Below are 23,679 nucleotides of genomic sequence, written 5' to 3' on the forward strand. Positions count from 1 at the left end.
TATGAAAAAAATTCTATTTTTAATAATTATCTCATTGTCTGGGTGTGTATATTATGATGGATGTATTAGTCCACTTATTAGTGTAGTTTCAAATAATTGTGAGAAAAATAAGAAAGGTACATTATTCCCATCTATAGCTCACTATCAAAAGATAAATTCTATTGGGAAAACAAATTCCAAAAAACGTTGGGAAGATGCTATTTCTTGTGGAGCAAAATATGGTGATGAACAACTACAAGAACTGCCAAATTCAGATTATGATTCATTTATAAAGTGTATGGAATCAAAAGGTTACAAAAGATTCTGGCCTGCAGAATGTGGCTATCAAGAACCTAAATATAATAAAGGAAAATGTAATTTATAAATAAAAATAACAGGAATAAATCCATAATGAAGTATATAGTTTTTATTATTTGTTTTTTATTATCAGGATGTTACCTAGCAAATGGTTCTCCCCACCTAAACAATTATTGGATAAAAAATGGAAAGAAAATGTCTATTGAAGATGATAATAGATGCAGTAGTAAAGTTTATCCAAATTTAGGAGAAAGATACATTTCTTTATCTAAAAAACAAGACAAACTTGGCTGGACTGAATTTTATAAGAATCAAACGGAATATAAAGAATTTTATTCTTACTTAGAAATAGCATCTAAACTAATGAGTAAATGTTACTATGACCTAGGCTACCGTTTTAAAGCTCCATTATATTGGTGCTTAGCCCAAGATGGCGATAATACTAGAGTTTGTATGGAAAATATGAAATATCGAAATTGATATGAAAACTTGCCTTGGAAAATATGGAGACAATATTGATTATAAAAAAATATATTTTATGACTTATATAAAAAGTATCCTAATCAAAATATAGTTCATGAATTTACTCTATGTATGGAACATAAGGGTTATATTTTCAACCCTACATATAAATAAAATACTCAATACAAAAACAGCTAGTCAAATAACAACTATTGTTGCTATTCCTATTGCTACACCATTTGCTATGGCGGATCTAATTTCAGCCGATTTTATTGAAATCCTATATCAATTAGGGAGTAATTAAATATGAAAGCCTTAATTTCATTATTATTTATTTTATTTTTACAAGGCTGTATTTATGCTGAAGGCTGTTGGATTAGTCCACAAATGGTTTCTTGTATAGATAAAGGAAAGACGTATCCTCTTATTGCAGGTTATCAAAAGCCTGAAACACTAGGAAAAACTGATCCAAATAAAAGATGGAATGATTGGGTAAGTTGTGGTGGGAAATATGGTGATATTAATATAGATTATTATCCTCAAAATTATAAATTAAATGGCAATTTTTATACTGGATTAGATCAATGTATGCTTGAAAAAGGATATATATTCTTACCACCAGCCCAATGCGGTTACCAAAATCCAAAATGGGATACAGGAAAATGTAATTTATAAATAAAAATAATAGGAATAAATCTATAATGAAGTATATAGTTTTTATTATTTGTTTCTTATTATCAGGATGTTATTTAGCAAATGGTTCTCCAGATTCAAGTAATTATTGGATTAAAGATGAAAAGAAAGTTTCATATAGTTTATTTAAAGAATGCAAAAATAATACTAAAAAAATATAAGTAAGCGTTATTTTTATTTACTAAATAAATTTAGAAATGATTATTCTAATTTGAGAAAAAATAAAATCAAATATAATGAGTTTTAGGAACTTGAATGGAAAAAACAGCACCTGATAGATAAATGTTTATATAATTTAGGCTACCGTTTTAAAGCTCCATTATATTGGCGCTTAGCCCAAGATGGTGACAACACTAAAGTTTGTATGGAAAATATGAAATACAGGAATTAATAAAGATAGCAGAATATTATTTAGCAATAAATTTCTCTTAAAACCTACCCTTTATTTAATTAATAAAATAAGCTTTTATCTTTTAACAAAAATAGTAGATAAAAAAATCCTCCGACTGAAGCAAGTACGGAGGATTTTTCTATTAATGATTTTTATGCGTCGTGCTATACAATATTTTATCCGTATAAGCGACTGCAAGTGCAGAAGCTAAGAAACCTAAATGGAGGAATAATTGCCACATAATTTGTTTTTCTGGCAAGTTCCCTGCATTAATAAAGGTTTGTAGCATATGAATAGATGAAATACTGATAATCGCCATTGATAATTTAATTTTTAATACTGAGGCATTAACGTGATCTAACCATTCTGGCTGATCTGGGTGATTATCTGTATTTAATTTGGATACAAAAGTTTCATATCCACCCACTAACACCATCACCAATAAATTTGCAATCATTACCACATCAATCAGATTTAACACTGCTAACATAATCGTGTTTTCATCCATTTGGTTAAGATTTACCACTAAATGCCATAATGATTTTAAAAATTTATAAGCATAAACAATTTGAACAATAATTAATCCTAAATAAATAGGTAATTGTACCCAACGGCTAGCAAAAATGATTTTTGCTATAAAATTTGGTTGTATTGATGGTTCTGTATTCTGCATAAAATCCTTAATTAATTATTTATTTTTTAATAAATCACGAATTTCAGTTAATAATTTTTCTTCTGCTGATGGTTCAGCTGGTTTTGGCTCTTCTGCTGGTTTTTCACGTTTTAATTTATTCATCGATTTAATCGCAACAAAAATAGCAAATGCAATAATTACGAAATCAAAAACAGTTTGAATAAACATACCATAATTTAATGTAACAGCTGGAATATCCCCAACTGGACCACGTAATATAATTTTCAAATCTTTAAAATCGACACCGCCCACTAATAATCCAATAATTGGCATTGCGATATCAGCAACTAATGAACTTACAATTTTACCAAATGCACCGCCGATGATAACCCCAACAGCCATATCAACCACATTGCCACGCATAGCAAATTCACGAAATTCTTTCAAAAAACTCATATTATTTCTCCTAAATCTCATAATAAAAAAGTGTGCTGATTATATTTTTAATATTAGACTCATACAAATTTTTTATAAAAATTTTTTGATGATATTTTATTTCTTCCAAAAATGTGGGAACAATAACACTAATATCGTCATAATTTCTAAACGCCCTAATAACATCCCTATAATCATCAACCATTTAGAAATAACAGGAATATTAGAAAAACTCCCTGATGCACCAACTTCATTACCAAATCCAGGACCAACATTACTAATAGCTGTTGCTGCCGAACTCCATGCACTTTGAAAATCCATTCCAGAGATTCCCATTAAAACAGCTAAAATCACCATAATCATAAAATAGCTAAAAATAAAACCAACAATACCGAATACAGTTTCACTCGAAACAACATGGCGATTGTAATGTACAGCAGAAATACTATTTGGATGGATTAATCGTAATATTTGATGTTTTAAAACTTGGAACATAATTTGGAAACGGAATATTTTTATTCCCCCCGTAGTTGAACCTGAACAGCCCCCTAAAATAAAAGCAACTGTAAACACCATTGTTGTTGTTGCAGTCCAAGTATCAAAATTTCCCAAGCTAAATCCACTAGTGGACATAATATTAATTAAATTAAAAAAAGCATAACGAAAACTATCTTGCCAATTAAAAACATCCTCATAATTTAACCATATAGCAGAAAATAAGCCGACCAATAACACAAAAATAGAAAATCCCATTAATTGTTGGTCACGAAATAAGACAAAAATATTACGACGATGAATCGATTGCACCATTAATAAAAACGGTAATGATCCTAAAAACATAAATAAAGTACAAATCCATTGCGTCGTACTATTAAATTCACTCATTGATCCGCTACGAGTAGAAAATCCCCCTGTAGAAAGGGTAGTAAAAGCGTGGTTAATTGCATCAAAAAAATCCATTTCTGACCACATATAAGCCAATAAACAGACTGCTGTCAGAAATACATAAATTTGAATAATACTTTTTGCCACATCTCGTGCTTGCGGCAAAATTTTATCGGATTTATCTGATGATTCTGTACGGAATAACGTCATTCCACCAACATTTAAAAATGGCAAAATCGCTACTGCCATCACAATAAACCCTAAGCCTCCCATCCACTGTAATGTTGAACGCCACATTAATAATGCAGGCGATGTATCACTCACATCCACAATAATGCTAGAACCTGTGGTTGTTAGCCCAGATACTGTTTCAAAATAAGCATCTGTAAAACTAAAATCACTAATAACAATGAAAGGCAATGCACTGAATACACAACTAATTAACCATATTAATGTTGTGAGTAATAGCATATCTTTAACACGTAACCGCATATCCTGTGGTTTTTTACGCGTTAAAATAAAGGAAACAAAATGTGTAATCCCAATACAAATTAAAAAACCGACTAAGCCTTCCCCATTGTGAAAAAAAGTCACAATTAATGGAATAATCATTAGCCAAGCAATTTTAGACAACACAGATCCTAAAATATAAAGTATAAATGGACGATTAAACATTGTTACATCCTACCTTAAATAAAGAATGGGCTTGGTTGGAACAGCTTCTCAATTTCAGCAATATTCTTTTTATCTTGTAAAAATAAGATCACATGATCCTCTTCTTGAATAGTTAAATCATGTGTTGCAATTAACACTTCACCATGGCGACAAACTGCCCCAATAATGACACCTTGTGGCAATTTTAAACGATTTAATGGTCGCCCAATAACTTGTGAAGTTTGTTCATTTCCATGTGCGATAATCTCGATTGCTTCTGATAAACCTCGGCGTAATACCGTAACATTCACGATATCCCCTTTTCGCACATAACTTAATAACGCAGAAATTGTTGCTTGTTGTGGCGAAATCGCAATATCAATGGTCCCGCCTTGCACCAAATGTAAATAGGCAATACGTTGAATTAATGAAATCGCTTTTTTGGTACCTAAACGTTTTGCCAATAAAGACGCCATAATATTGGCTTCATCATCACTGGTTAAAGCTATAAACGCATCAATATTCTCAATATGTTCTTCAAATAAAAAACTTTGATCTGAAGCATCAGCACAAAAAACAATTGTTTTTGAAAGTTTTTCAGCTAAAAATTCTGCCCGTTTTTGATTACGTTCAACCAATTTGACACTGTAATCATTTTCTAAAGTTTTAGCTAAACCAGACCCCACATTACCGCCACCAACAATCATAATCCGACGATAATTTTTCTCTAAACGTTGTAATTCACTCATTACCGCACGTAAATGTTGACTAGCACAAATAAACGTTACTTCATCACCTGCTTCAATAATGGTTGAACCTTGTGGACGAATGACTTTATCTTGTCGCCAAATTGACACTATACGTGCATCAATATGGGGTAAATGATCTTGTAAGGTTGAAATTGAATAACCGACTAATGGCCCACCATAGTAAGCTTTGACTACTGCCAAACTAACAAGATTATCGGCAAAATTTGCTACCTGTAATGTCCCCGGATAATTTACCAAACGAGCAATATCTTCAATGACTAACTGTTCTGGTGAAATAATATGATCAATAGGAATCACATCACTTTTAAATAACTTTTCTCTTTCGCGAATATATTCAGCATTACGAATACGAGCAATTTTAGTCGGAATTTTAAATAGGGTATAAGCGACCTCACAGGCAATCATATTCACTTCATCAGAACTGGTAACCGCGACTAGCATATCGGCATCTGTTGCCCCCGCTTCACGTAATGTTCTTGGTGAAGACGCATTACCATGCACTACACGCAAATCGTGTTTATCTTGCAGTTGATTCAAACGATCTGCATCATTATCAACCAGCGTAATTTCATTATCTTCACTGACTAAGTTTTCAGCTAATGTGCCACCAACTTGTCCTGCACCTAAAATGATAATTTTCACGATTTTTACCTTTAGCTTTGTTTAATAAGTTTTGCGTAAAAGAAACCATCACCACTCTTCTGTGCTGGGAAACACTGATAACCAAATCCAGTATCAATTCCCATTGTTTCTAAATGGAGAGGAACTAATTTTGCATCTGAATGTGTTGCTAAAAATTGTTGAATTTGCTGGCTATTTTCTTCTGGTAAAATAGAACAAGTTGCATATAACAAAACGCCGTTTACTTTTAAACGCTGCCATAGCGCATTTAAAATTTTCTGTTGCAATGCAACCAACTGTTCAATATCACTTTGTTGTCGTAACCATTTAATATCAGGATGACGGCGAATAACCCCCGTTGCCGAACAAGGTGCATCTAATAAAATACGATCAAAGAGTGTTCCTGCCTCTAACCACTGATCTGGCTGACTAGCATCACCACAAATAATCTCTGCTTGTTGATTTAAGCGTTTTAAGTTCTCTGATACGCGTTGTAAACGCCCTTGCTCTACATCCAAAGCAATAACATTTGCTGTTGGTGCCATTTCTAAAATATGTGTCGTTTTACCGCCCGGTGCCGCACAGGCATCCAAAATCAATTCACCATCTTTTGGTTCAAGTAACTCACCAGCCCATTGTGCATGGCGATCTTGTACACTTACCCAACCTTCTACAAAATGCGGTAACTGCTCGACGCTTACCGCTTTTTCTAAACAAAGTGCCATTTTTGGCAATACAATTTCACTCGCAATTTGTTGAGCATTTAATAACGCTTGATACTCGGTTTGTGTCGTATGTTGTTGATTAACCCGCAGCCACATTGGCGGTTTGAGATTATTCTCATCCACAATTTGTCGCCAATGTTCAGGATAATGTTGTTTTAATAAATTCACTAACCATTCAGGATGTAATGTTTGCCAATGCTTATCTACAACCGCCAAAATCGCCTCTTGCTCTCGTAAAAAACGCCGCATCACACCATTTACTAAACCGCGAAAACTATCTGCTTTTACTGATTTTGTGGCATTAACCACTTCATCCACCGCTGCATGGGCTGGAATGCGGGTATATAGCAACTGATATAACCCCACTAATAACAGACAGTGAACAATTCGCGTTTTACCTTTTAATGGTTTCGTCACTAATTGCTGAATAATACGTTCTAAACGGGGCAATACTCGGCAGACGCCAAAACAAACCTCTTGTAATAACGCAACATCTTGTGGTTTTACTTGCTGTTGCGCCATAGGTAATAAAGAAGAAAGTGATTTTCCTTGATCCAAAACTTGTAATATCACTTCCGCCATTACCGCACGTAATGTTACTTTTTTCCCTGAATTTTGTTGTTTCATCATTACTCACTTACCCGCTGACCAATGACAAACCACTCACTGCGTCCATTTAATAAATCTTGTGCCGACATTGGTTTCTTACCTGCTGGTTGTAACAAGGTTAAATTTAACACTCCCTCTGCAGTTGCAATTTGAATTCCTTGTTTATTTGCTTGAATAATTGTACCAGCTGCAACCTCTTGATGAGGCAGTACATTTGCTTGATAAACTTTTAATGTTTGTGTTTGTTGTTGGCTATCTTTGACTTCAAACCAACTAATAGGCCAAGGATTAAATGCTCGAATACAACGCTCTAATTGTGCTGCGGAAAGAGTCCAATCTAATTTCGCTTCTTCTTTACTTAATTTCTCCGCATAATTACTTAATTGATCTTGTTGAGCTTCTGGTGAATATTTGCCCTCTTCTAAATGATCCAACACTTCAATTAATGCTTGTGGCCCTAACTCAGCTAACTTGGCATATAAAGATGCTGACGTTTCATCCGTAGCTATTGGACAAGCAACTTTATATAACATATCACCTGTATCTAATCCTTCATCCATTTGCATAATGGTTACACCACTTTGTTGATCTCCAGCCCAAATTGCACGTTGAATTGGTGCTGCCCCACGCCAACGCGGCAATAAAGATCCATGTACATTTAAGCAACCTAAACGAGGCATTTCCAATACAGCCTTAGGTAAAATTAAGCCATACGCAACCACTACCATAACATCAGCATCAATTTGTTGGAGTTGTTGTTGAGCTTCTGCTTTACGTAATGATTTTGGTTGATATACCGGTAAATTGTGTGCTAACGCGAGTTGTTTTACAGGACTTGGTTGTAATTTTTTACCTCGACCAGCAGGTTTATCTGGTTGAGTATAAACAGCAACAACTTGATGTTGCGATGATAAAAGTGCTTGCAAATGTTGTGCAGCAAAATCTGGTGTTCCAGCAAAAATAATCTTCAACGGTTTCATAAATTCACAACCAATACTTAGAATAATTGAATAATAAACAAGCCAATTATCTTACCTTAGGGCTTGATCAAAGAAAAGTGAACAATCTGTACTCTGTTTTGTTCTAACACAAATTTAATAATAAATAGTTTGTTTTCTTTTATTTCAAGGTAAACTATGTGCCACTAAATTTTACTTAGGCTTTTATTTTTCATGCGTTTATTAGTTGTCGGTTTATTTTGCTTATTATTAATTGCTCTATATAACTTCTGGTTTGGCGATTCTGGTTATAGAACCTATCAACAAACTCAAGTAGAGATTGCTGAACAAAAAGTAAAAAATGAGAAACAAAGCCAATTAAACCAAGAAGCAAAAGCAGAAACCCAAGATTTAAAACAAGGTTTTTCTGCAGTTGAAGAAAGAGCAAGAATTAATTACGAGATGGTTAAACCAAACGAAACCTTTTATCGAATTTTAAAATCAGAAAAACAATGAGTACAGATTCATCCCAAATAACACGACGTATTTTTGCGATTGTGCCTGCTGCAGGTATTGGTACTCGTATGCAGTCTGATCGTCCCAAACAATATCTTTCCTTATTAGGAAAAACCATCTTACAACATACTTTAGAAAAATTATTAAATTACCCTGTAATTGAGAAAATTATTGTGGCAGTAGCAAAAGATGATCCCTATTTAACTCATTTTCCATTAAAAGATCATCAAAAAATTCAATGGGTTATTGGTGGACAAACTCGAGATCAATCTGTATTGAATGCATTAAACGCAATTACAGAACAAGATGTTTGGGTAATGGTTCATGATGCTGCAAGACCCTGTATTACCCATCAAGATTTAGATAAGTTATTACAAATTACTGATCAAAGTGGTGCAATTTTGGCGAAGCCTGTTGTTGATACAATAAAAAAAGCGTTTCCTACTACAACAGTCATCAAAAAAACAGAAGATCGGTCACAGTTATGGCACGCTCTCACACCACAATTTTTTCCTGCCGTACGATTAAAAAACGCATTAATCTCGGCAACACAGCAGGGGCTTACTGTTACTGATGAGGCTTCAGCGCTTGAATTAGTTGGTGAACATCCACGATTAGTTGCTGGACGAAGTGATAATCTAAAGATTACTCGTCCTGAAGATTTAGCCTTAGCTGAATTTTATCTACTTCAACAACAAAAAGAGTTTTAAACATGATAAGAATTGGACATGGTTTTGACGTTCATGCATTTACTGATGATGGTAAAGGCTTTGTGATCATTGGTGGGGTAAAAATTCCTTATCCAAAAAGTTTACTTGCCCATTCTGATGGCGATGTTGCTTTACACGCTTTAACTGATGCGTTATTAGGTGCCGCTGCATTAGGTGATATTGGAAAGCTTTTTCCTGATACTGATATGGCTTATAAAAACGCCAATAGCCGTCTTTTATTAATTGAAGCATTTCGCCAAATTCAACAACTGGGATACCAAATTGGTAATGTAGATATCACTATCATTGCTCAAGCACCAAAAATGCGTCCTTATATTGATCAAATGCGGGCGAATATTGCGGAAGATTTACAGTGCGATATTTCTCAAGTAAATGTTAAAGCAACGACAACTGAAAAATTAGGTTTTACTGGTCGAGGTGAAGGTATTGCTTGTGAAGCTGTTGCTCTAATCATTAAGCAATAACGTGTTCTATCCATAGAAATAATAGGAGCTGAAATAATGAATATTTTATTAAGTAATGATGATGGAATTCATGCTGAAGGCATTCAAACTTTAGCAACATATCTACGCAAAATCGCTAATGTCATTGTTGTGGCTCCCGATCGTAACCGTAGTGCCGCCTCTTCTTCTCTCACGTTAATAGAACCATTACGTCCAAGATTACTGGATAATGGGGATTATTGTGTTAATGGCACACCAGCGGATTGTGTTTATTTAGCAATGAATCATTTACTTTCAGGTAAGATTGATCTTGTCGTTTCAGGTATTAATGCTGGCGTGAATTTAGGTGATGATATTTTATATTCTGGTACTGTTGCCGCAGCTTTTGAAGGCCGCCATTTAGGATTACCTGCGATAGCCGTTTCACTTGATGGCAGACAGCATTACGAAACAGCAGCGCAAATTGTCTGTGAATTAATTCCTAAATTACATTCAAACATTTTGTCTAAAAGAGAGATCTTAAATATCAATGTGCCAGATATTCCTTACGATCAACTGAAGGGGATTAAAGTAACCACTTTAGGATACAGATCAAGCGAAGGCGAAATTATTAAACAAACTGATCCTCGAGGAGAATCAATTTATTGGTTAGGTTTATCGAGCCTACCAGAACATGCTGGTGACGGAACAGATTTCCATGCAGTTGCGAATGGATATGTTTCAATTACGCCTATCCAAGCTGATATGACGGCACATCATTCATTAAAAGCTATGCAAGATTGGTTAAATCTAGGATAAAACACTATGTCCGTTGAGCAACAACGCTTGGTAAATGAACTTTATCATCGAGGAATTACAGATGAGGCTGTTTTACGTGCAATGTATGAAATTCCTCGCCCATTCTTTGTTGAGGAAATTTTTAGTAAACATAGTTATGAAGATATGCCTTTACCGATTGGTGAAGGGCAAACCATTTCTCAACCTTATGTCGTCGCCAAAATGACTTGTTTACTCGCATTACAACCAACGGACAAAGTTTTAGAAATTGGTACAGGTAGCGGTTATCAAACCGCTATTTTAGCTAAACTGGTTCAGCACGTTTTTAGTATTGAAAGAATTAAAAAATTACAATGGCGTGCAATGCACCGCTTTAAAAAACTTGATCTACATAATATTCGTTTAAAACACGGTGATGGTTGGGAAGGGCTTAAAGGTCATGCTCCTTTCGATGCCATTATTGTTACTGCTGCACCTTCACAAGTTCCCCCAGCCTTATTAGAGCAACTCGCTGATGGTGGACGCCTAGTATTACCTGTTGGTGATGAAAATTACCAAGTATTACAACGTATTACTCGTATTAAAGACAAATATAAAGTCGAAAATATAGAGGAAATTAAATTTGTACCTCTAGTTAAGGGAGATATTCTATGAATTTGTTTGGTCGTTTATATGACAAAACAATGAAATGGTCAAAACACCAATTTGCATTTTATTGGTTATTATTTGTAAGTTTTATCGAAGCTATTTTTTTCCCAATTCCTCCTGACGTAATGTTAGTTCCTATGTCAATGTCAAAACCCAAAAAAGCATTACACTATGCAATTTATTGTGGTTTCGCTTCAACTATTGGTGGTATGTTAGGTTATGCAATAGGGCATTATGCTTTTGATTTAATTAAAGATTATATCACTACTTTAGGATACCAATCGCATTGGGATACTGCGGTTTCTTGGTTTGAACGCTGGGGAATTTTAGTGGTCTTTGTTGCGGGATTTTCGCCAATTCCATACAAAGTATTCACAATTTGTGCCGGTGTGATGAATATGGCTTTCCTACCTTTTGTTGCCACCGCATTCGTTTCTCGTACAGCAAGATTTATTCTTGTTGCCAAATTATCTGCTTGGGGTGGAGAACGTTTTGCTGCTCAATTACGCAATTATATTGAAATCATTGGCTGGGCCGTTGTAGTATTAGCAGTCTGTGCCTACTTCCTCTTGAAATAATCATTTAATAGGAATACTTATGAAACAATCTTTTTTACTTCTTCCTGTGCTTGCAGCCATTCTTGCTGGCTGTAGTAGTAATAATTCTGCACCTGTTGAAGATGCAGACGGAACCTTAACGCCGGGAATTATGCAATCTGTTGGAAATGACAGTAATTCAACTTGGGAACCACAAGTACAACAACAACAAATGCCAACAGATATGATGGCAACACCGGCAGCAACGCCAACCCAACAACAACCTGTAACTCAACAACCACAACCAACTTATCAACAACCTGCACCTGCCGCAGCACCAGTAGCTACACCAAAACCTGTAGCAACACCTGCTCCAGCTGCAAAACAACAAGTTTCTCAAGATTTTACAATTCCAAGAAATCCGCAAACTAATGCGCCTGACTACAGTAAAATTGATAAAGGATTCTATAAAGGTTCAACTTATACAGTCCGTAAAGGCGATACAATGTTCTTGATTGCTTATATCTCTGGTATGGATGTACGTGATCTTGCTGCATTAAATAATATTCCTGAACCTTACAAATTAAGTGTAGGACAAACATTAAAAGTTAATAATAGTACAGCAGCAACATCAGCTTCTGCACCTGCACCAACTCATTCAGCGCCAGCAGCTGCTACTCAACCACAGCAACCAGCAGTTACTTATACACCTGGTCCTAATGGTACTGCTTACGGCTCAGACGGTACTATTGTTGGTCCGATTAAATCAACTGCTGGTGTAGCACCTACAACCGCAACTAATTCTGTAAATACAGTTCCTGTTACTGCGGAACCAACAGCACCAGTAAGCCAACCAGTTACTACAATGCCAGCTGCAACCACTAATAATAGTAATATCACTTGGATCTGGCCAACCAAAGGTAATGTTATCCAAGGATTCTCTAACAGTGATGGTGGTAATAAAGGGATTGATATCGGCGGATCACGTGGACAAGCCGTTTATGCTGCTGCTCCGGGTCGTGTAGTTTATGCTGGTAATGCTTTAAGAGGTTATGGTAACTTGATCATTATTAAACATAATGATGATTATCTTAGTGCCTATGCTCACAACGAAACGATCTTAGTTAAAGATCAGCAACAAGTTACTGCTGGTCAACAGATCGCTAAAATGGGAAGCTCTGGAACTAATAGTGTAAAACTTCACTTTGAAATTCGTTATAAAGGTAAATCAGTTAATCCAACCACTTACTTACCAAGAAACTAATTTCTCATTTTTAAAACGGTATCTTCAAGATGCCGTTTTTTATGCCTTAATGAAATTCCTTTTACTTCTTTTCTACTTTTCCGCTACCATAGATTTATTCTTAGTATTATTAAATTTAAGGAACTCTTATGACGTCTATTTGTATTATTACAGGGAGCACTTTAGGCGGTGCTGAATACTTAGCTGAACATATCGATGATTGTTTACAACAACACGGCTTTTCTACTCGTATTTTTCATGGTCCTGAGTTAAATCAGGTGATCGAGGATAAAATTTGGTTAGTTGTTACCTCTACACATGGTGCTGGCGATTTACCAGATAATCTACAACCTTTATTTGAACAATTAGCTGAAGATCAACCTGGTTTAAGTACTTTACGTTTTGCTGTTGTTGGTTTGGGAAATAGTGACTACGACACTTTCTGTTTTGCAGTAGATCGTGTAGAAAAAAGCTTAATTGATCTAAAAGCAACTCAACTTTGCCCTTCATTAAGGATCGATGTTTTATCCACTAATGATCCAGATAAAGATGCTGAAATTTGGTTACCTTCACTACTAGATCAGCTTAAAAATGATTAAATAATCCACACGATCCTCTGTGGATAACTTGCTTATTTTCCGTTATAAAAACTGTTTTTTTCTTGAATATAATCTTGGATCTTTTTTAACCTGTGGATAACTAAGCATTTTATCCACAAGAAAGATCACTTTCATCTAGCTGATCTTAACAAACAAAAAAAGATCCTAACTCATTAAGATCTATTAAGAAAATGGATTTCTCCACAAGGATCTCGCGATCTATTAATAACAATAATAAAAAGATCTCTATATAAAGATCTTATATTACTTTTTGCGATCCTTTTTAAGATCCACCATAAAATTAACTTTTAACAGATCTTAATTTTTCGGTTAAAATAGCTCGATTTTTTTACCACTCTATAGATTTCAATTTTTAGGTTTTTTATGTTTTATCCAAATAACTATGATGTCATTGTTGTTGGAGGCGGACATGCGGGTACAGAAGCCGCTCTCGCACCAGCAAGAATGGGATTAAGAACATTATTAATTACACATAATATAGATACTTTAGGACAAATGTCTTGTAACCCTGCTATTGGTGGGATTGGTAAAGGCCACTTAGTAAAAGAGATCGATGCACTCGGTGGCTTGATGGCTCACGCTACTGATAAAGCTGGGATCCAATTCAGAACATTAAATAGCAGTAAAGGGCCTGCGGTACGTGCAACTCGTGCTCAAGCTGATCGTGTTTTATATCGCCAAGCAGTAAGAACAGCTCTTGAAAATCAACCTAATTTAGATCTTTTCCAACAAGAAGTAACAGATATTTTAATTGAAAATGGTCATGTTACAGGTGTTACAACTAAAATGGGTCTGACTTTCAAAGCAAAAGCGGTGGTATTAACAGCAGGGACTTTCTTAGCAGGTAAGATCCATATTGGTTTAGATAATTATGAAGGTGGTCGTGCTGGTGATCCTGCATCAGTACGTTTAGCAGAACGTTTACGAGATCTTGATTTACGTGTTGCTCGTTTAAAAACAGGAACACCTCCTCGTCTAGATGCGCGTACAATTGATTTTTCTGTATTAAAACAACAACATGGAGATGAAATTCTTCCTGTATTTTCTTATATGGGAAGTGTTGATGAGCATCCACAACAAGTACCTTGTTACATCACGCATACCAATTTAAAAACGCACGATATTATCCGATCTAACTTAGATCGCAGTCCAATGTATACTGGGATCATTGAAGGAGTAGGGCCTCGTTATTGTCCTTCGATCGAAGATAAAGTTATGCGGTTTGGTGATCGCAATGGGCATCAGATCTTTTTAGAGCCAGAAGGATTAACCAGTAATGAGATCTATCCAAATGGGATCTCAACAAGTTTGCCATTTGATGTACAAATGGGGATCGTAAATTCAATGCAAGGTTTAGAAAATGCAAGGATCGTGAAACCGGGTTATGCTATTGAGTACGATTACTTTGATCCAAGAGATCTCAAACCTTCATTAGAAACAAAAGCGATCAATGGTTTATTCTTTGCTGGTCAGATCAATGGTACAACAGGTTACGAGGAAGCTGCAGCACAAGGTATTTTAGCGGGATTAAATGCAGGGTTGCATGTCCAAGATAAAGAAGCTTGGTATCCTCGCCGTGATCAAGCTTATATCGGAGTTTTAGTTGATGATCTTTGTACACTTGGTACAAAAGAACCTTATCGTGTCTTTACCTCTCGTGCTGAATATCGTTTATTGTTACGTGAAGATAATGCAGATATTCGTTTAACAGCGATAGGTAGAGAATTAGGTTTGGTTGATGATGCGCGTTGGGCGAGATTTAATCAAAAATTAGAAAATATTGAATTAGAGCGTCAACGTTTAAGACAGATTTGGATTCATCCACGTTCAGAATATTTAGCAGAAGTTAATGCGGCATTAAATTCACCATTAATGCGAGAAGCTAGTGGTGAGGATCTTTTACGTCGTCCAGAAATGACTTATGAGAAATTATGTTCTTTAACGCCATTCCAACCTGCGATGGCAGATAAAGAAGCGGTAGAACAAGTAGAAATTTCAATTAAGTATCAAGGCTATATTGAACATCAAAATGAAGAAATTGAGCGTCATAAACGCCATGAAAATACTTTAATTCCAGCACATTTTGATTATTCTGCGGTAATTGGCTTATCAAATGAAGTAAGAGCGAAGCTTGAACAACATAAACCAGTATCGATTGGACAAGCTTCTCGTATTTCTGGAATTACGCCCGCTGCGATTTCAATTTTATTAGTTTATTTGAAGAAGCAAGGTATGCTTAAGCGTGGAGAATAACAACAGTATGTTACTTGGCAAATTAACTCAATTATTGGCACAAGCTAACATTTCTCTACCCGATCAGCAAAAAGCTCAACTAGTGAAGCTAGTTGAGCTTTTACATAAATGGAATAAGGCTTATAACCTGACTTCTGTGCGTGATCCTGAAGAGATGTTGGTTAAACATATTTTAGATAGTTTAGTGGTTAGCCCTTATTTACAAGGTGAACGATTTATTGATGTTGGTACAGGTCCTGGCTTACCTGGCTTACCTTTAGCGATTATCAATCCAGATAAACAATTTTATTTATTAGATAGTTTAGGTAAAAGAATTCGTTTTATCCGTAATGCAATTCGAGAATTAGGATTAACGAATGTAGAACCTGTTCTAAGTCGAGTGGAAGAGTATCAACCAGAACAAAAATTTGATGGTGTCTTAAGTCGGGCATTTGCATCTTTACAGGATATGGCGGAGTGGTGTCAGCATTTACCAAGTGAAAAAGGTATTTTTTATGCTTTAAAAGGACAATACCAAGAAGATGAAGTAAAAATGTTAAATGATAATTTTCAAATTATTGATGTTATTAAATTAACTGTGCCTGAACTGGTGGGTGAAAGACACTTAATTTGCTTAAAATCTGTAGCAAAAATTTAACAAAAAAGTACATAGCGGCTCAAAAGTTAAATTTTTTCTTAAAAATGTTAAGTTTGTAACACTTTTATAGTATTAAATTGATTGCATAAAATAGAACACCTCGTATAATTGATGGTGTTTGAAAGGGCTATGGCCCTTGTATTTAGTAGTAAGTGTCTAAAATATGTCAATATGGTTTAACCATACTAAAACATTATATAAAAAGGTTTTCATAATAATGGCAGTTTTTATTGCCATTGTTTTTGTTGGATTATATCCATTTCAATCTGTTTATGCTTGGCCTTTTCTATTTGGTGCACTAATTGGCTTAATTCCACAAATCTTATTTGTTGGCTTTTTGCTGTTTAGAGGATTAAATACGCCTCAAGCAAACAAGATTAAAGTGTTATATCAAGCAGAAATTTTTAAAGTTTGTATAACAATTTTGTTTTTTGTGATGTTGTTTGTCATAGATAAAACAATTTCACCATTAGGTCTATTCGGTGGTTATTTTGGTGTAATCATTTTGAATAACCTATTGCTATTTATTTTGAGAAATAGCAATTTAACTTAATCAGCATTTTAACAAATCAGTAGGAACAAATATGTCTGCAGAAGGTTCAACTCTCACTTCTATGGAATATATAAACCACCACCTAGGTAATTTAAAAGCGGGTGAAGGTTTCTGGTCATTCCATTTCGATACCCTTTTATTTTCTGTTATTTGCGGTGTAGCATTTTTATATATTTTTTATCGTGTTGCACAAAACGTTACTACAGGAAAACCAACGAAATTACAAGCTGCTGTAGAGATTTTGGTTGAATGGATCAACGGTATTGTGACAGAAAACTTTCATGGTAGCCGTAATGTAGTCGCACCATTAGCATTAAGTATTTTTGTATGGGTATTCTTAATGAATACTATCGACTTAGTTCCTGTTGATTATTTACCTAAATTAGCTGCGATTTTATCTGGAGACGATCATATTCATCTTCGTGCAGTACCTACAACAGATATGAACTTAACTTTTGCTTTAGCATTAGGTGTTTTTGTTCTGATTATTTATTACACAATCAAGTCTAAAGGTGTAAGTGGTTTTGTTAAAGAATACACAATGCATCCATTTAATCATTGGGCTTTAATCCCGGTTAACCTTATTCTTGAGTCTGTAACCTTACTTTCTAAACCAGTATCGTTATCTTTGCGTTTATTCGGAAATATGTATGCTGGTGAATTAATCTTTATTTTGATTGCTGTGATGTATTCAGCCAATATGGTAGTTGCTGCAATGGGGATTCCATTACAAATTATTTGGGCAATTTTCCACATTTTAGTTGTTACATTACAAGCATTTATATTCATGATGTTAACCGTGGTTTATTTAAGTATTGCTTATAATAAATCTGAACATTAATTTTTTTTTAACCTCAGCATTTTTGCTGTTATCTTTAACCAAACTGGAGAAAAATATGGAAACTGTAATTAGTGCAACAATTATCGCTGCATCTATCATGTTCGCTTTTGCTGCTTTAGGTACTGCTATTGGTTTCGGTATCTTAGGGGGTAAATACTTAGAATCAGCAGCTCGTCAACCTGAGTTAGCAAACTCTTTATTGACCAAAATGTTCATTGTTGCTGGTTTACTTGATGCGATTGCGATGATTGCGGTAGGTATCGGTTTATACTTTGCGTTCGCAAACCCATTCGTTTCATTGTTAGGTTAATACATAACGGATTACTCTGTTATAGAGTAAATCACCAACTTCAATAGGAGGTCCGTTGTGAATATCAACGCAACATTAATTGGACAAACAATAGCCTTTATCATCTTTGTATGGTTTTGTGTGAAATATGTTTGGCCACCAATTATTAAAGCTATCGAAGAACGCCAAACTCAAATTGCGAATGCATTGGCAGCAGCTGAAGTAGCGAAAAAAGAACAAGCTGATACTAAAGCATTAATTGAACAAGAAGTAAATGCGGCAAAAACACAAGCTCAATCAATTATTGATGCAGCAAATCGTCGTCGTAATGAAATCTTGGCAGAAGTGCAAACAGAAGCGGAAGCTTTAAAAGCTAAAATTGTTGAACAAGGTTATGCACAAATTGAAGCAGAACGTAAACGTGTTCAAGAAGAATTACGTGTTAAAGTTGCTTCATTAGCCGTTGCGGGAGCTGAAAAAATTGTTGCTCGTAATATTGATGAAGCGGCTAATAATGACATCATTGATAAACTCGTGTCTGAATTATAAGGAAGGTAGGCTATGTCAGAATTTACTACAGTAGCTCGTCCTTATGCGAAAGCGGCTTTTGATTTTGCAATTGAACATGATCAATTAGCTCAGTGGCAAACAATGTTAGGTTTTGCGGCGGCTGTAGTTACTGATGATAGAATGCAAAATCTATTAGTCAGCGATTTATCAGCAACAAAAATTGCCGATGTGATCATTAAAATTTGTGGTGATCAGTTAGATCAATACGGTGAAAATTTCATTCGTATTATGGCTGAAAATAAACGTTTAAATGTATTACCAGCCGTTTTAGCACAATTTAAAGAGTATGTGGATGATTACCAATCAATCACAGAAGTTAATGTTACCTCCGCTTTTCCATTAAGTGATAAGCAACAACAAAATATTATTGCTGCAATGGAAAAAAGGCTTGCTCGTAAAGTTAAATTAAATTGCAATGTGGACAGTACATTAATTGCAGGTGCAGTTATTCGTACCGATGAGTTTGTCATTGATGGAAGTAGTCGTGGTCAAATTGCTCGTTTAGCTAATGAGTTGCAATTGTAAGAGGAAAAAAAGATGCAACTAAATTCTACAGAAATTAGTGAACTGATTAAAAAACGTATTGCCCAGTTTGAAGTCGTTAGCGAAGCACGCAATACTGGCACAATCGTTTCCGTGAATGACGGTATCATCCGTATTCATGGTTTAACTGAAGTAATGCAAGGTGAAATGATTGCATTACCAGATAACCGTTATGCAATCGCATTAAACTTAGAAAGAGATTCAGTTGGTGCGGTGGTAATGGGACCTTATGCAGATTTAGCAGAAGGTATGGAAGTTCAATGTACAGGTCGTATTTTAGAAGTTCCAGTTGGTCGTGGTTTATTAGGTCGTGTTGTTAATACATTAGGCCAACCAATTGATGGAAAAGGTGAAATTGAACATGATGGTTTCTCACCAGTAGAAGTGATTGCACCAGGTGTAATCGATCGTAAATCTGTTGATCAACCTGTACAAACTGGTTATAAAGCTGTTGACTCAATGATTCCAATTGGTCGTGGTCAACGTGAGTTAATTATCGGTGACCGTCAAACCGGTAAAACAGCATTAGCTATTGATGCTATCATTAATCAACGTGATTCAGGTATTAAATGTGTTTACGTTGCTATTGGTCAAAAAGCATCAACTATTGCTAACGTAGTACGTAAATTAGAAGAACATGGTGCATTAGCAAATACAATTGTTGTTGTTGCATCAGCAGCAGAATCAGCTGCATTACAATATCTTGCGCCATATGCAGGTTGTGCAATGGGTGAATATTTCCGTAATCGTGGTGAAGATGCCTTAATCGTATATGATGATTTATCAAAACAAGCAGTAGCTTATCGTCAAATTTCATTATTATTACGTCGTCCACCTGGACGTGAAGCATTCCCTGGTGATGTGTTCTATTTACACTCTCGTTTACTTGAGCGTGCAGCACGTGTTAATGCTGATTTCGTTGAACGTTTTACTAATGGTGAAGTTAAAGGTAAAACAGGTTCATTAACAGCATTACCAATTATTGAAACACAAGCAGGGGACGTTTCTGCGTTCGTTCCGACAAACGTAATTTCGATTACCGATGGTCAAATCTTCCTTGAAACAAACCTCTTTAACTCAGGTATCCGTCCTGCGGTAAACCCAGGTATTTCTGTTTCTCGTGTAGGTGGTGCAGCACAAACTAAAGTAATGAAGAAATTGTCAGGGGGTATTCGTACTGCTCTTGCACAATATCGTGAGTTAGCAGCGTTTGCACAATTTGCATCAGACTTAGATGATGCAACACGTAAACAACTTTCTCATGGTCAAAAGGTAACTGAATTATTGAAACAAAAACAATATTCACCAATGACCGTTGCTCAACAGTCTTTAGTGTTATTTGCTGTTGAATTTGGTTATTTAGATGATGTAGAGCTTAACCGTATCGGTTCTTTTGAGTCTGCATTATTAGAATATGCTGAAAACAATTACAGTGAATTTATGCAAGAGTTAACAAAGACTGGTAACTATGATGATGCTGTAAAAGATACCTTAAAGGCAATTTTAGACTCATTTAAACAAAACGGTGCATGGTAATTACCAAAGACGTCACGGAGAGATGAAATGGCAGGTGCGAAAGAGATAAGAACCAAAATCGCCAGTGTACAAAGTACACAGAAAATTACTAAGGCGATGGAAATGGTTGCTGCCTCCAAAATGCGTAAAACGCAAGAACGCATGTCTTCTTCACGTCCGTATTCTGACACAATACGTTACGTAATTAGCCATGTATCAAAAGGTAGCATTGGATATAAACACCCTTTCTTAGTCGAAAGAGAAGTAAAGAATGTTGGTTACATTATCGTTTCAACGGATCGTGGATTATGTGGCGGTTTAAATATCAACTTATTTAAACGCGTTATGAATGAAATGAAAACGTTTAGTGATAAGGGTGTCGGTGTTCAGCTAAGTTTGATCGGTGCTAAAGGTATTAATTTCTTCCAATCAATGGGCGTAGCTAAAGTGGTTTCTCAAACTTCTGGTATTGGTGATACGCCTTCTGTGGAAGAACTTATCGGTACTGTAAATACAATGGTTGAAGCTTATCGAAATGGAGAGGTTGATGCGGTTTATTTCGTATTTAATAAATTTATTAATACGATGTCGCAAAAACCGACTTTAGAGAGATTACTTCCATTACCTTCATTGGAAAACGATCGTTTACAAAGTGGTATTTGGGATTATATCTATGAGCCAGATCCAAAAGTATTACTTGATAGTTTATTGATTCGTTATATTGAATCACAAGTATATCAAGCAGCAGTAGAAAACTTAGCATCTGAGCAAGCGGCGAGAATGGTAGCAATGAAAGCTGCGACAGATAATGCAGGTAACTTAATTAAAGAGTTACAACTTATCTATAACAAAGCTCGTCAAGCAAGCATCACAAATGAATTAAATGAAATTGTCGCTGGTGCGGCTGCAATTTAAAGTAGATTAGAGGAATGATAATGGCAACTGGAAAAATTGTACAAATCATCGGTGCCGTCATTGACGTTGAGTTTCCACAAGATACAGTGCCAAGAGTGCACGAAGCCTTAAATGTTGAAACAGGGCTTGTACTTGAAGTACAACAACAATTAGGTGGTGGTGTTGTACGTTGTATTGCAATGGGATCTTCAGACGGATTAAAACGTGGATTAACTGTAACTAACACAGGCAGTCCAATTTCTGTACCAGTAGGAACAGAAACATTAGGACGTATTATGAACGTACTTGGTGAACCTATTGATGAAAGGGGTCCAATTGGTGAAAAAGAACGTTGGTCTATCCACCGTGCAGCACCAAGTTATGAAGAACAAGCAAATAGTACAGAATTATTAGAAACAGGTATCAAAGTTATCGACTTAGTTTGCCCATTCGCAAAAGGGGGTAAAGTCGGATTATTCGGTGGTGCTGGTGTAGGTAAGACCGTTAATATGATGGAACTTATCCGTAACATTGCGATTGAGCACTCTGGTTATTCTGTATTCGCTGGGGTAGGTGAACGTACTCGTGAAGGGAACGACTTCTACCACGAAATGCAAGAATCTAACGTATTAGATAAAGTATCTTTGGTTTACGGTCAGATGAATGAGCCACCAGGTAACCGTTTACGTGTTGCGTTAACAGGTTTGACTATGGCGGAAAAATTCCGTGATGAAGGCCGTGATGTACTTTTCTTCGTAGATAATATTTATCGTTATACCCTTGCTGGTACTGAAGTATCTGCGTTGCTTGGACGTATGCCTTCTGCGGTAGGTTATCAACCAACACTTGCAGAAGAAATGGGGGTATTACAAGAACGTATTACTTCAACTAAGACTGGTTCTATCACCTCTATCCAAGCAGTATATGTTCCTGCGGATGACTTAACTGACCCATCTCCAGCAACAACCTTTGCTCACTTGGATGCGACAGTGGTATTAAGCCGTCAAATTGCATCATTAGGGATTTACCCAGCGGTTGACCCATTAGATTCAACTTCACGTCAACTTGATCCACAAGTAGTTGGTCAAGAACACTATGAAGTAGCTCGTGGCGTACAATCAATTTTACAACGCTATAAAGAGTTGAAAGATATTATCGCAATCCTTGGTATGGATGAACTTTCAGAAGAAGATAAATTAGTGGTAGCGCGTGCTCGTAAGATCGAACGTTTCTTATCACAACCATTCTTCGTTGCTGAAGTCTTTACAGGATCACCAGGTAAATATGTGCCATTAAAAGAAACAATTCGTGGCTTCAAAGGTATTTTAAGCGGTGAATATGACCATATTCCAGAACAAGCGTTCTATATGGTTGGTTCAATCGATGAAGTATTAGAAAAAGCGAAGAAAATGTAATTGCTCCTAAGGCAAATCACTCGCTAAGGAGATAAATAATGGCAACTTTTAATTTAACTGTTGTAAGTGCGGAACAAAAAATATTTTCAGGTGTTGTTGAAAGTATTCAAGTAACAGGGAGCGAAGGGGAATTAGGAATTCTCGCGGGTCATACTCCATTGTTAACTTCAATTAAGCCGGGTATTGTAAAAATTATGCAACAAGGCAAAGAAGAAGTTATCTATGTGTCTGGTGGTTTCCTTGAAGTTCAACCTGGAAATGTGATTGTATTGGCGGATACTGCTATTCGAGGAGAAGATCTTGATAAAGAACGTATCCTTGCAGCGAAACGTCGTGCAGAAGAAAATATTCGCAGTTCGCATAAAGATGGTAATTATGAGCTTATGGCTTCTAAACTATCGAGAGAACTTGCAAAATTACGTGCTTATGAATTAACAGAAAAAGCAGTGAAAAATAAACGCTAGGTTTAGATATTAGCTTCAAGAAAAGCCAGTTATGTAAATACATAACTGGCTTTTTATTATACAAATTGTACAAAAAT

At 35.6% G+C, this 23,679-nt stretch carries 28 protein-coding genes; 22 read left to right on the plus strand and 6 right to left on the minus strand.

Annotated elements, in window-relative coordinates:
- Position 1 precedes the first annotated feature (1 nt).
- The 3 genes from QV06_RS03135 to QV06_RS03145 all read left to right on the plus strand — a co-directional run bounded on the left by QV06_RS03135 (position 2) and on the right by QV06_RS03145 (position 1,434).
- Positions 2–364, plus strand: a complete 363-nt coding sequence (locus tag QV06_RS03135; RefSeq protein ID WP_065236908.1) for a hypothetical protein — start codon at positions 2–4, stop codon at positions 362–364.
- 128 nt (positions 365–492) lie between these two features.
- Entirely contained in the window at positions 493–777 is a 285-nt protein-coding gene (locus QV06_RS03140; protein ID WP_156541933.1) for a hypothetical protein, read from the plus strand.
- Positions 778–1,065: 288 nt separating this feature from the next.
- Positions 1,066–1,434 carry a hypothetical protein gene (locus QV06_RS03145; RefSeq protein WP_065236910.1) on the plus strand — a complete coding sequence of 123 codons (369 nt, stop codon included), beginning with the start codon at positions 1,066–1,068 and terminating at the stop codon, positions 1,432–1,434.
- A gap of 551 nt (positions 1,435–1,985) precedes the next feature.
- Here QV06_RS03145 and QV06_RS03150 read toward each other — a convergent pair.
- The 6 genes from QV06_RS03150 to fmt form a co-directional block, all read right to left on the minus strand.
- On the minus strand, positions 1,986–2,516 hold the full coding sequence (locus tag QV06_RS03150) for a TIGR00645 family protein (protein ID WP_065236911.1): 531 nt from the start codon (positions 2,514–2,516) through the stop codon (positions 1,986–1,988).
- Between the two features lie 15 nt (positions 2,517–2,531).
- The gene (gene mscL, locus QV06_RS03155; protein WP_065236912.1) at positions 2,532–2,933 is read right to left on the minus strand and encodes a large-conductance mechanosensitive channel protein MscL; all 402 of its coding nucleotides are present in this window, start codon (positions 2,931–2,933) and stop codon (positions 2,532–2,534) included.
- Positions 2,934–3,029: 96 nt separating this feature from the next.
- Positions 3,030–4,472, minus strand: a complete 1,443-nt coding sequence (locus QV06_RS03160) for a TrkH family potassium uptake protein (protein ID WP_065236913.1) — start codon at positions 4,470–4,472, stop codon at positions 3,030–3,032.
- Positions 4,473–4,486: 14 nt separating this feature from the next.
- A complete protein-coding gene (gene trkA / locus QV06_RS03165) occupies positions 4,487–5,863 on the minus strand; it encodes a Trk system potassium transporter TrkA (protein ID WP_065236914.1) in 1,377 nt (458 codons plus the stop codon).
- Between the two features lie 11 nt (positions 5,864–5,874).
- Entirely contained in the window at positions 5,875–7,194 is a 1,320-nt protein-coding gene (rsmB, locus tag QV06_RS03170; protein WP_065236915.1) for a 16S rRNA (cytosine(967)-C(5))-methyltransferase RsmB, read from the minus strand.
- Between the two features lie 2 nt (positions 7,195–7,196).
- A complete protein-coding gene (fmt, locus tag QV06_RS03175; RefSeq protein ID WP_065236916.1) occupies positions 7,197–8,156 on the minus strand; it encodes a methionyl-tRNA formyltransferase in 960 nt (319 codons plus the stop codon).
- Positions 8,157–8,348: 192 nt separating this feature from the next.
- On the opposite strand from fmt, the gene ftsB reads away from it, so the two are divergent.
- The 19 genes from ftsB (at position 8,349) to QV06_RS03270 (ending at position 23,602) form a co-directional block, all read left to right on the plus strand.
- Positions 8,349–8,630: a cell division protein FtsB gene (gene ftsB, locus QV06_RS03180; protein ID WP_065234957.1), complete on the plus strand. Its 282-nt coding sequence runs from the start codon at positions 8,349–8,351 to the stop codon at positions 8,628–8,630.
- The gene (gene ispD / locus QV06_RS03185) at positions 8,627–9,340 is read left to right on the plus strand and encodes a 2-C-methyl-D-erythritol 4-phosphate cytidylyltransferase (protein WP_065236917.1); all 714 of its coding nucleotides are present in this window, start codon (positions 8,627–8,629) and stop codon (positions 9,338–9,340) included. The genes ftsB and ispD overlap by 4 nt, the downstream gene beginning before the upstream one ends.
- Positions 9,341–9,342: 2 nt before the next feature.
- A complete protein-coding gene (gene ispF, locus QV06_RS03190; RefSeq protein ID WP_065236918.1) occupies positions 9,343–9,825 on the plus strand; it encodes a 2-C-methyl-D-erythritol 2,4-cyclodiphosphate synthase in 483 nt (160 codons plus the stop codon).
- A gap of 36 nt (positions 9,826–9,861) precedes the next feature.
- Positions 9,862–10,602, plus strand: coding sequence for a 5'/3'-nucleotidase SurE (surE, locus tag QV06_RS03195; protein ID WP_065236919.1), 741 nt, complete (start codon positions 9,862–9,864; stop codon positions 10,600–10,602).
- 6 nt (positions 10,603–10,608) lie between these two features.
- Positions 10,609–11,235 carry a protein-L-isoaspartate(D-aspartate) O-methyltransferase gene (locus QV06_RS03200; RefSeq protein ID WP_065234953.1) on the plus strand — a complete coding sequence of 209 codons (627 nt, stop codon included), beginning with the start codon at positions 10,609–10,611 and terminating at the stop codon, positions 11,233–11,235.
- Positions 11,232–11,807, plus strand: coding sequence for a YqaA family protein (locus tag QV06_RS03205; protein WP_065236920.1), 576 nt, complete (start codon positions 11,232–11,234; stop codon positions 11,805–11,807). Before QV06_RS03200 ends, QV06_RS03205 begins: the two co-directional genes overlap by 4 nt.
- A gap of 19 nt (positions 11,808–11,826) precedes the next feature.
- Positions 11,827–13,029, plus strand: coding sequence for a murein hydrolase activator NlpD (gene nlpD, locus QV06_RS03210; protein ID WP_065236921.1), 1,203 nt, complete (start codon positions 11,827–11,829; stop codon positions 13,027–13,029).
- A gap of 128 nt (positions 13,030–13,157) precedes the next feature.
- Complete coding sequence (gene mioC / locus QV06_RS03215; RefSeq protein WP_065236922.1) at positions 13,158–13,607, plus strand: FMN-binding protein MioC; 450 nt, start codon at positions 13,158–13,160, stop codon at positions 13,605–13,607.
- A 384-nt stretch (positions 13,608–13,991) separates the two neighbouring features.
- The gene (mnmG, locus tag QV06_RS03220; protein WP_065236923.1) at positions 13,992–15,881 is read left to right on the plus strand and encodes a tRNA uridine-5-carboxymethylaminomethyl(34) synthesis enzyme MnmG; all 1,890 of its coding nucleotides are present in this window, start codon (positions 13,992–13,994) and stop codon (positions 15,879–15,881) included.
- Positions 15,882–15,888: 7 nt separating this feature from the next.
- Positions 15,889–16,518, plus strand: coding sequence for a 16S rRNA (guanine(527)-N(7))-methyltransferase RsmG (gene rsmG, locus QV06_RS03225; RefSeq protein ID WP_065234948.1), 630 nt, complete (start codon positions 15,889–15,891; stop codon positions 16,516–16,518).
- A gap of 217 nt (positions 16,519–16,735) precedes the next feature.
- Complete coding sequence (locus QV06_RS03230) at positions 16,736–17,071, plus strand: ATP synthase subunit I (RefSeq protein ID WP_245174231.1); 336 nt, start codon at positions 16,736–16,738, stop codon at positions 17,069–17,071.
- A 31-nt stretch (positions 17,072–17,102) separates the two neighbouring features.
- The gene (gene atpB / locus QV06_RS03235) at positions 17,103–17,912 is read left to right on the plus strand and encodes a F0F1 ATP synthase subunit A (RefSeq protein WP_065234946.1); all 810 of its coding nucleotides are present in this window, start codon (positions 17,103–17,105) and stop codon (positions 17,910–17,912) included.
- Between the two features lie 55 nt (positions 17,913–17,967).
- A complete protein-coding gene (gene atpE / locus QV06_RS03240; RefSeq protein WP_013746002.1) occupies positions 17,968–18,222 on the plus strand; it encodes a F0F1 ATP synthase subunit C in 255 nt (84 codons plus the stop codon).
- A 57-nt stretch (positions 18,223–18,279) separates the two neighbouring features.
- The gene (gene atpF / locus QV06_RS03245) at positions 18,280–18,750 is read left to right on the plus strand and encodes a F0F1 ATP synthase subunit B (protein ID WP_065234945.1); all 471 of its coding nucleotides are present in this window, start codon (positions 18,280–18,282) and stop codon (positions 18,748–18,750) included.
- A gap of 12 nt (positions 18,751–18,762) precedes the next feature.
- Positions 18,763–19,296, plus strand: a complete 534-nt coding sequence (atpH, locus tag QV06_RS03250) for a F0F1 ATP synthase subunit delta (protein WP_065234944.1) — start codon at positions 18,763–18,765, stop codon at positions 19,294–19,296.
- Between the two features lie 12 nt (positions 19,297–19,308).
- Positions 19,309–20,850: a F0F1 ATP synthase subunit alpha gene (atpA, locus tag QV06_RS03255; protein WP_065236925.1), complete on the plus strand. Its 1,542-nt coding sequence runs from the start codon at positions 19,309–19,311 to the stop codon at positions 20,848–20,850.
- A gap of 27 nt (positions 20,851–20,877) precedes the next feature.
- Entirely contained in the window at positions 20,878–21,744 is an 867-nt protein-coding gene (gene atpG, locus QV06_RS03260; protein WP_065236926.1) for a F0F1 ATP synthase subunit gamma, read from the plus strand.
- Between the two features lie 20 nt (positions 21,745–21,764).
- On the plus strand, positions 21,765–23,138 hold the full coding sequence (gene atpD, locus QV06_RS03265; RefSeq protein WP_065234941.1) for a F0F1 ATP synthase subunit beta: 1,374 nt from the start codon (positions 21,765–21,767) through the stop codon (positions 23,136–23,138).
- Positions 23,139–23,176: 38 nt separating this feature from the next.
- Complete coding sequence (locus QV06_RS03270; protein WP_065234940.1) at positions 23,177–23,602, plus strand: F0F1 ATP synthase subunit epsilon; 426 nt, start codon at positions 23,177–23,179, stop codon at positions 23,600–23,602.
- Positions 23,603–23,679 lie beyond the last annotated feature (77 nt).

It is taken from the genome of Gallibacterium genomosp. 3 (assembly GCF_001678475.1).
Lineage (GTDB): Bacteria > Pseudomonadota > Gammaproteobacteria > Enterobacterales > Pasteurellaceae > Gallibacterium > Gallibacterium faecale.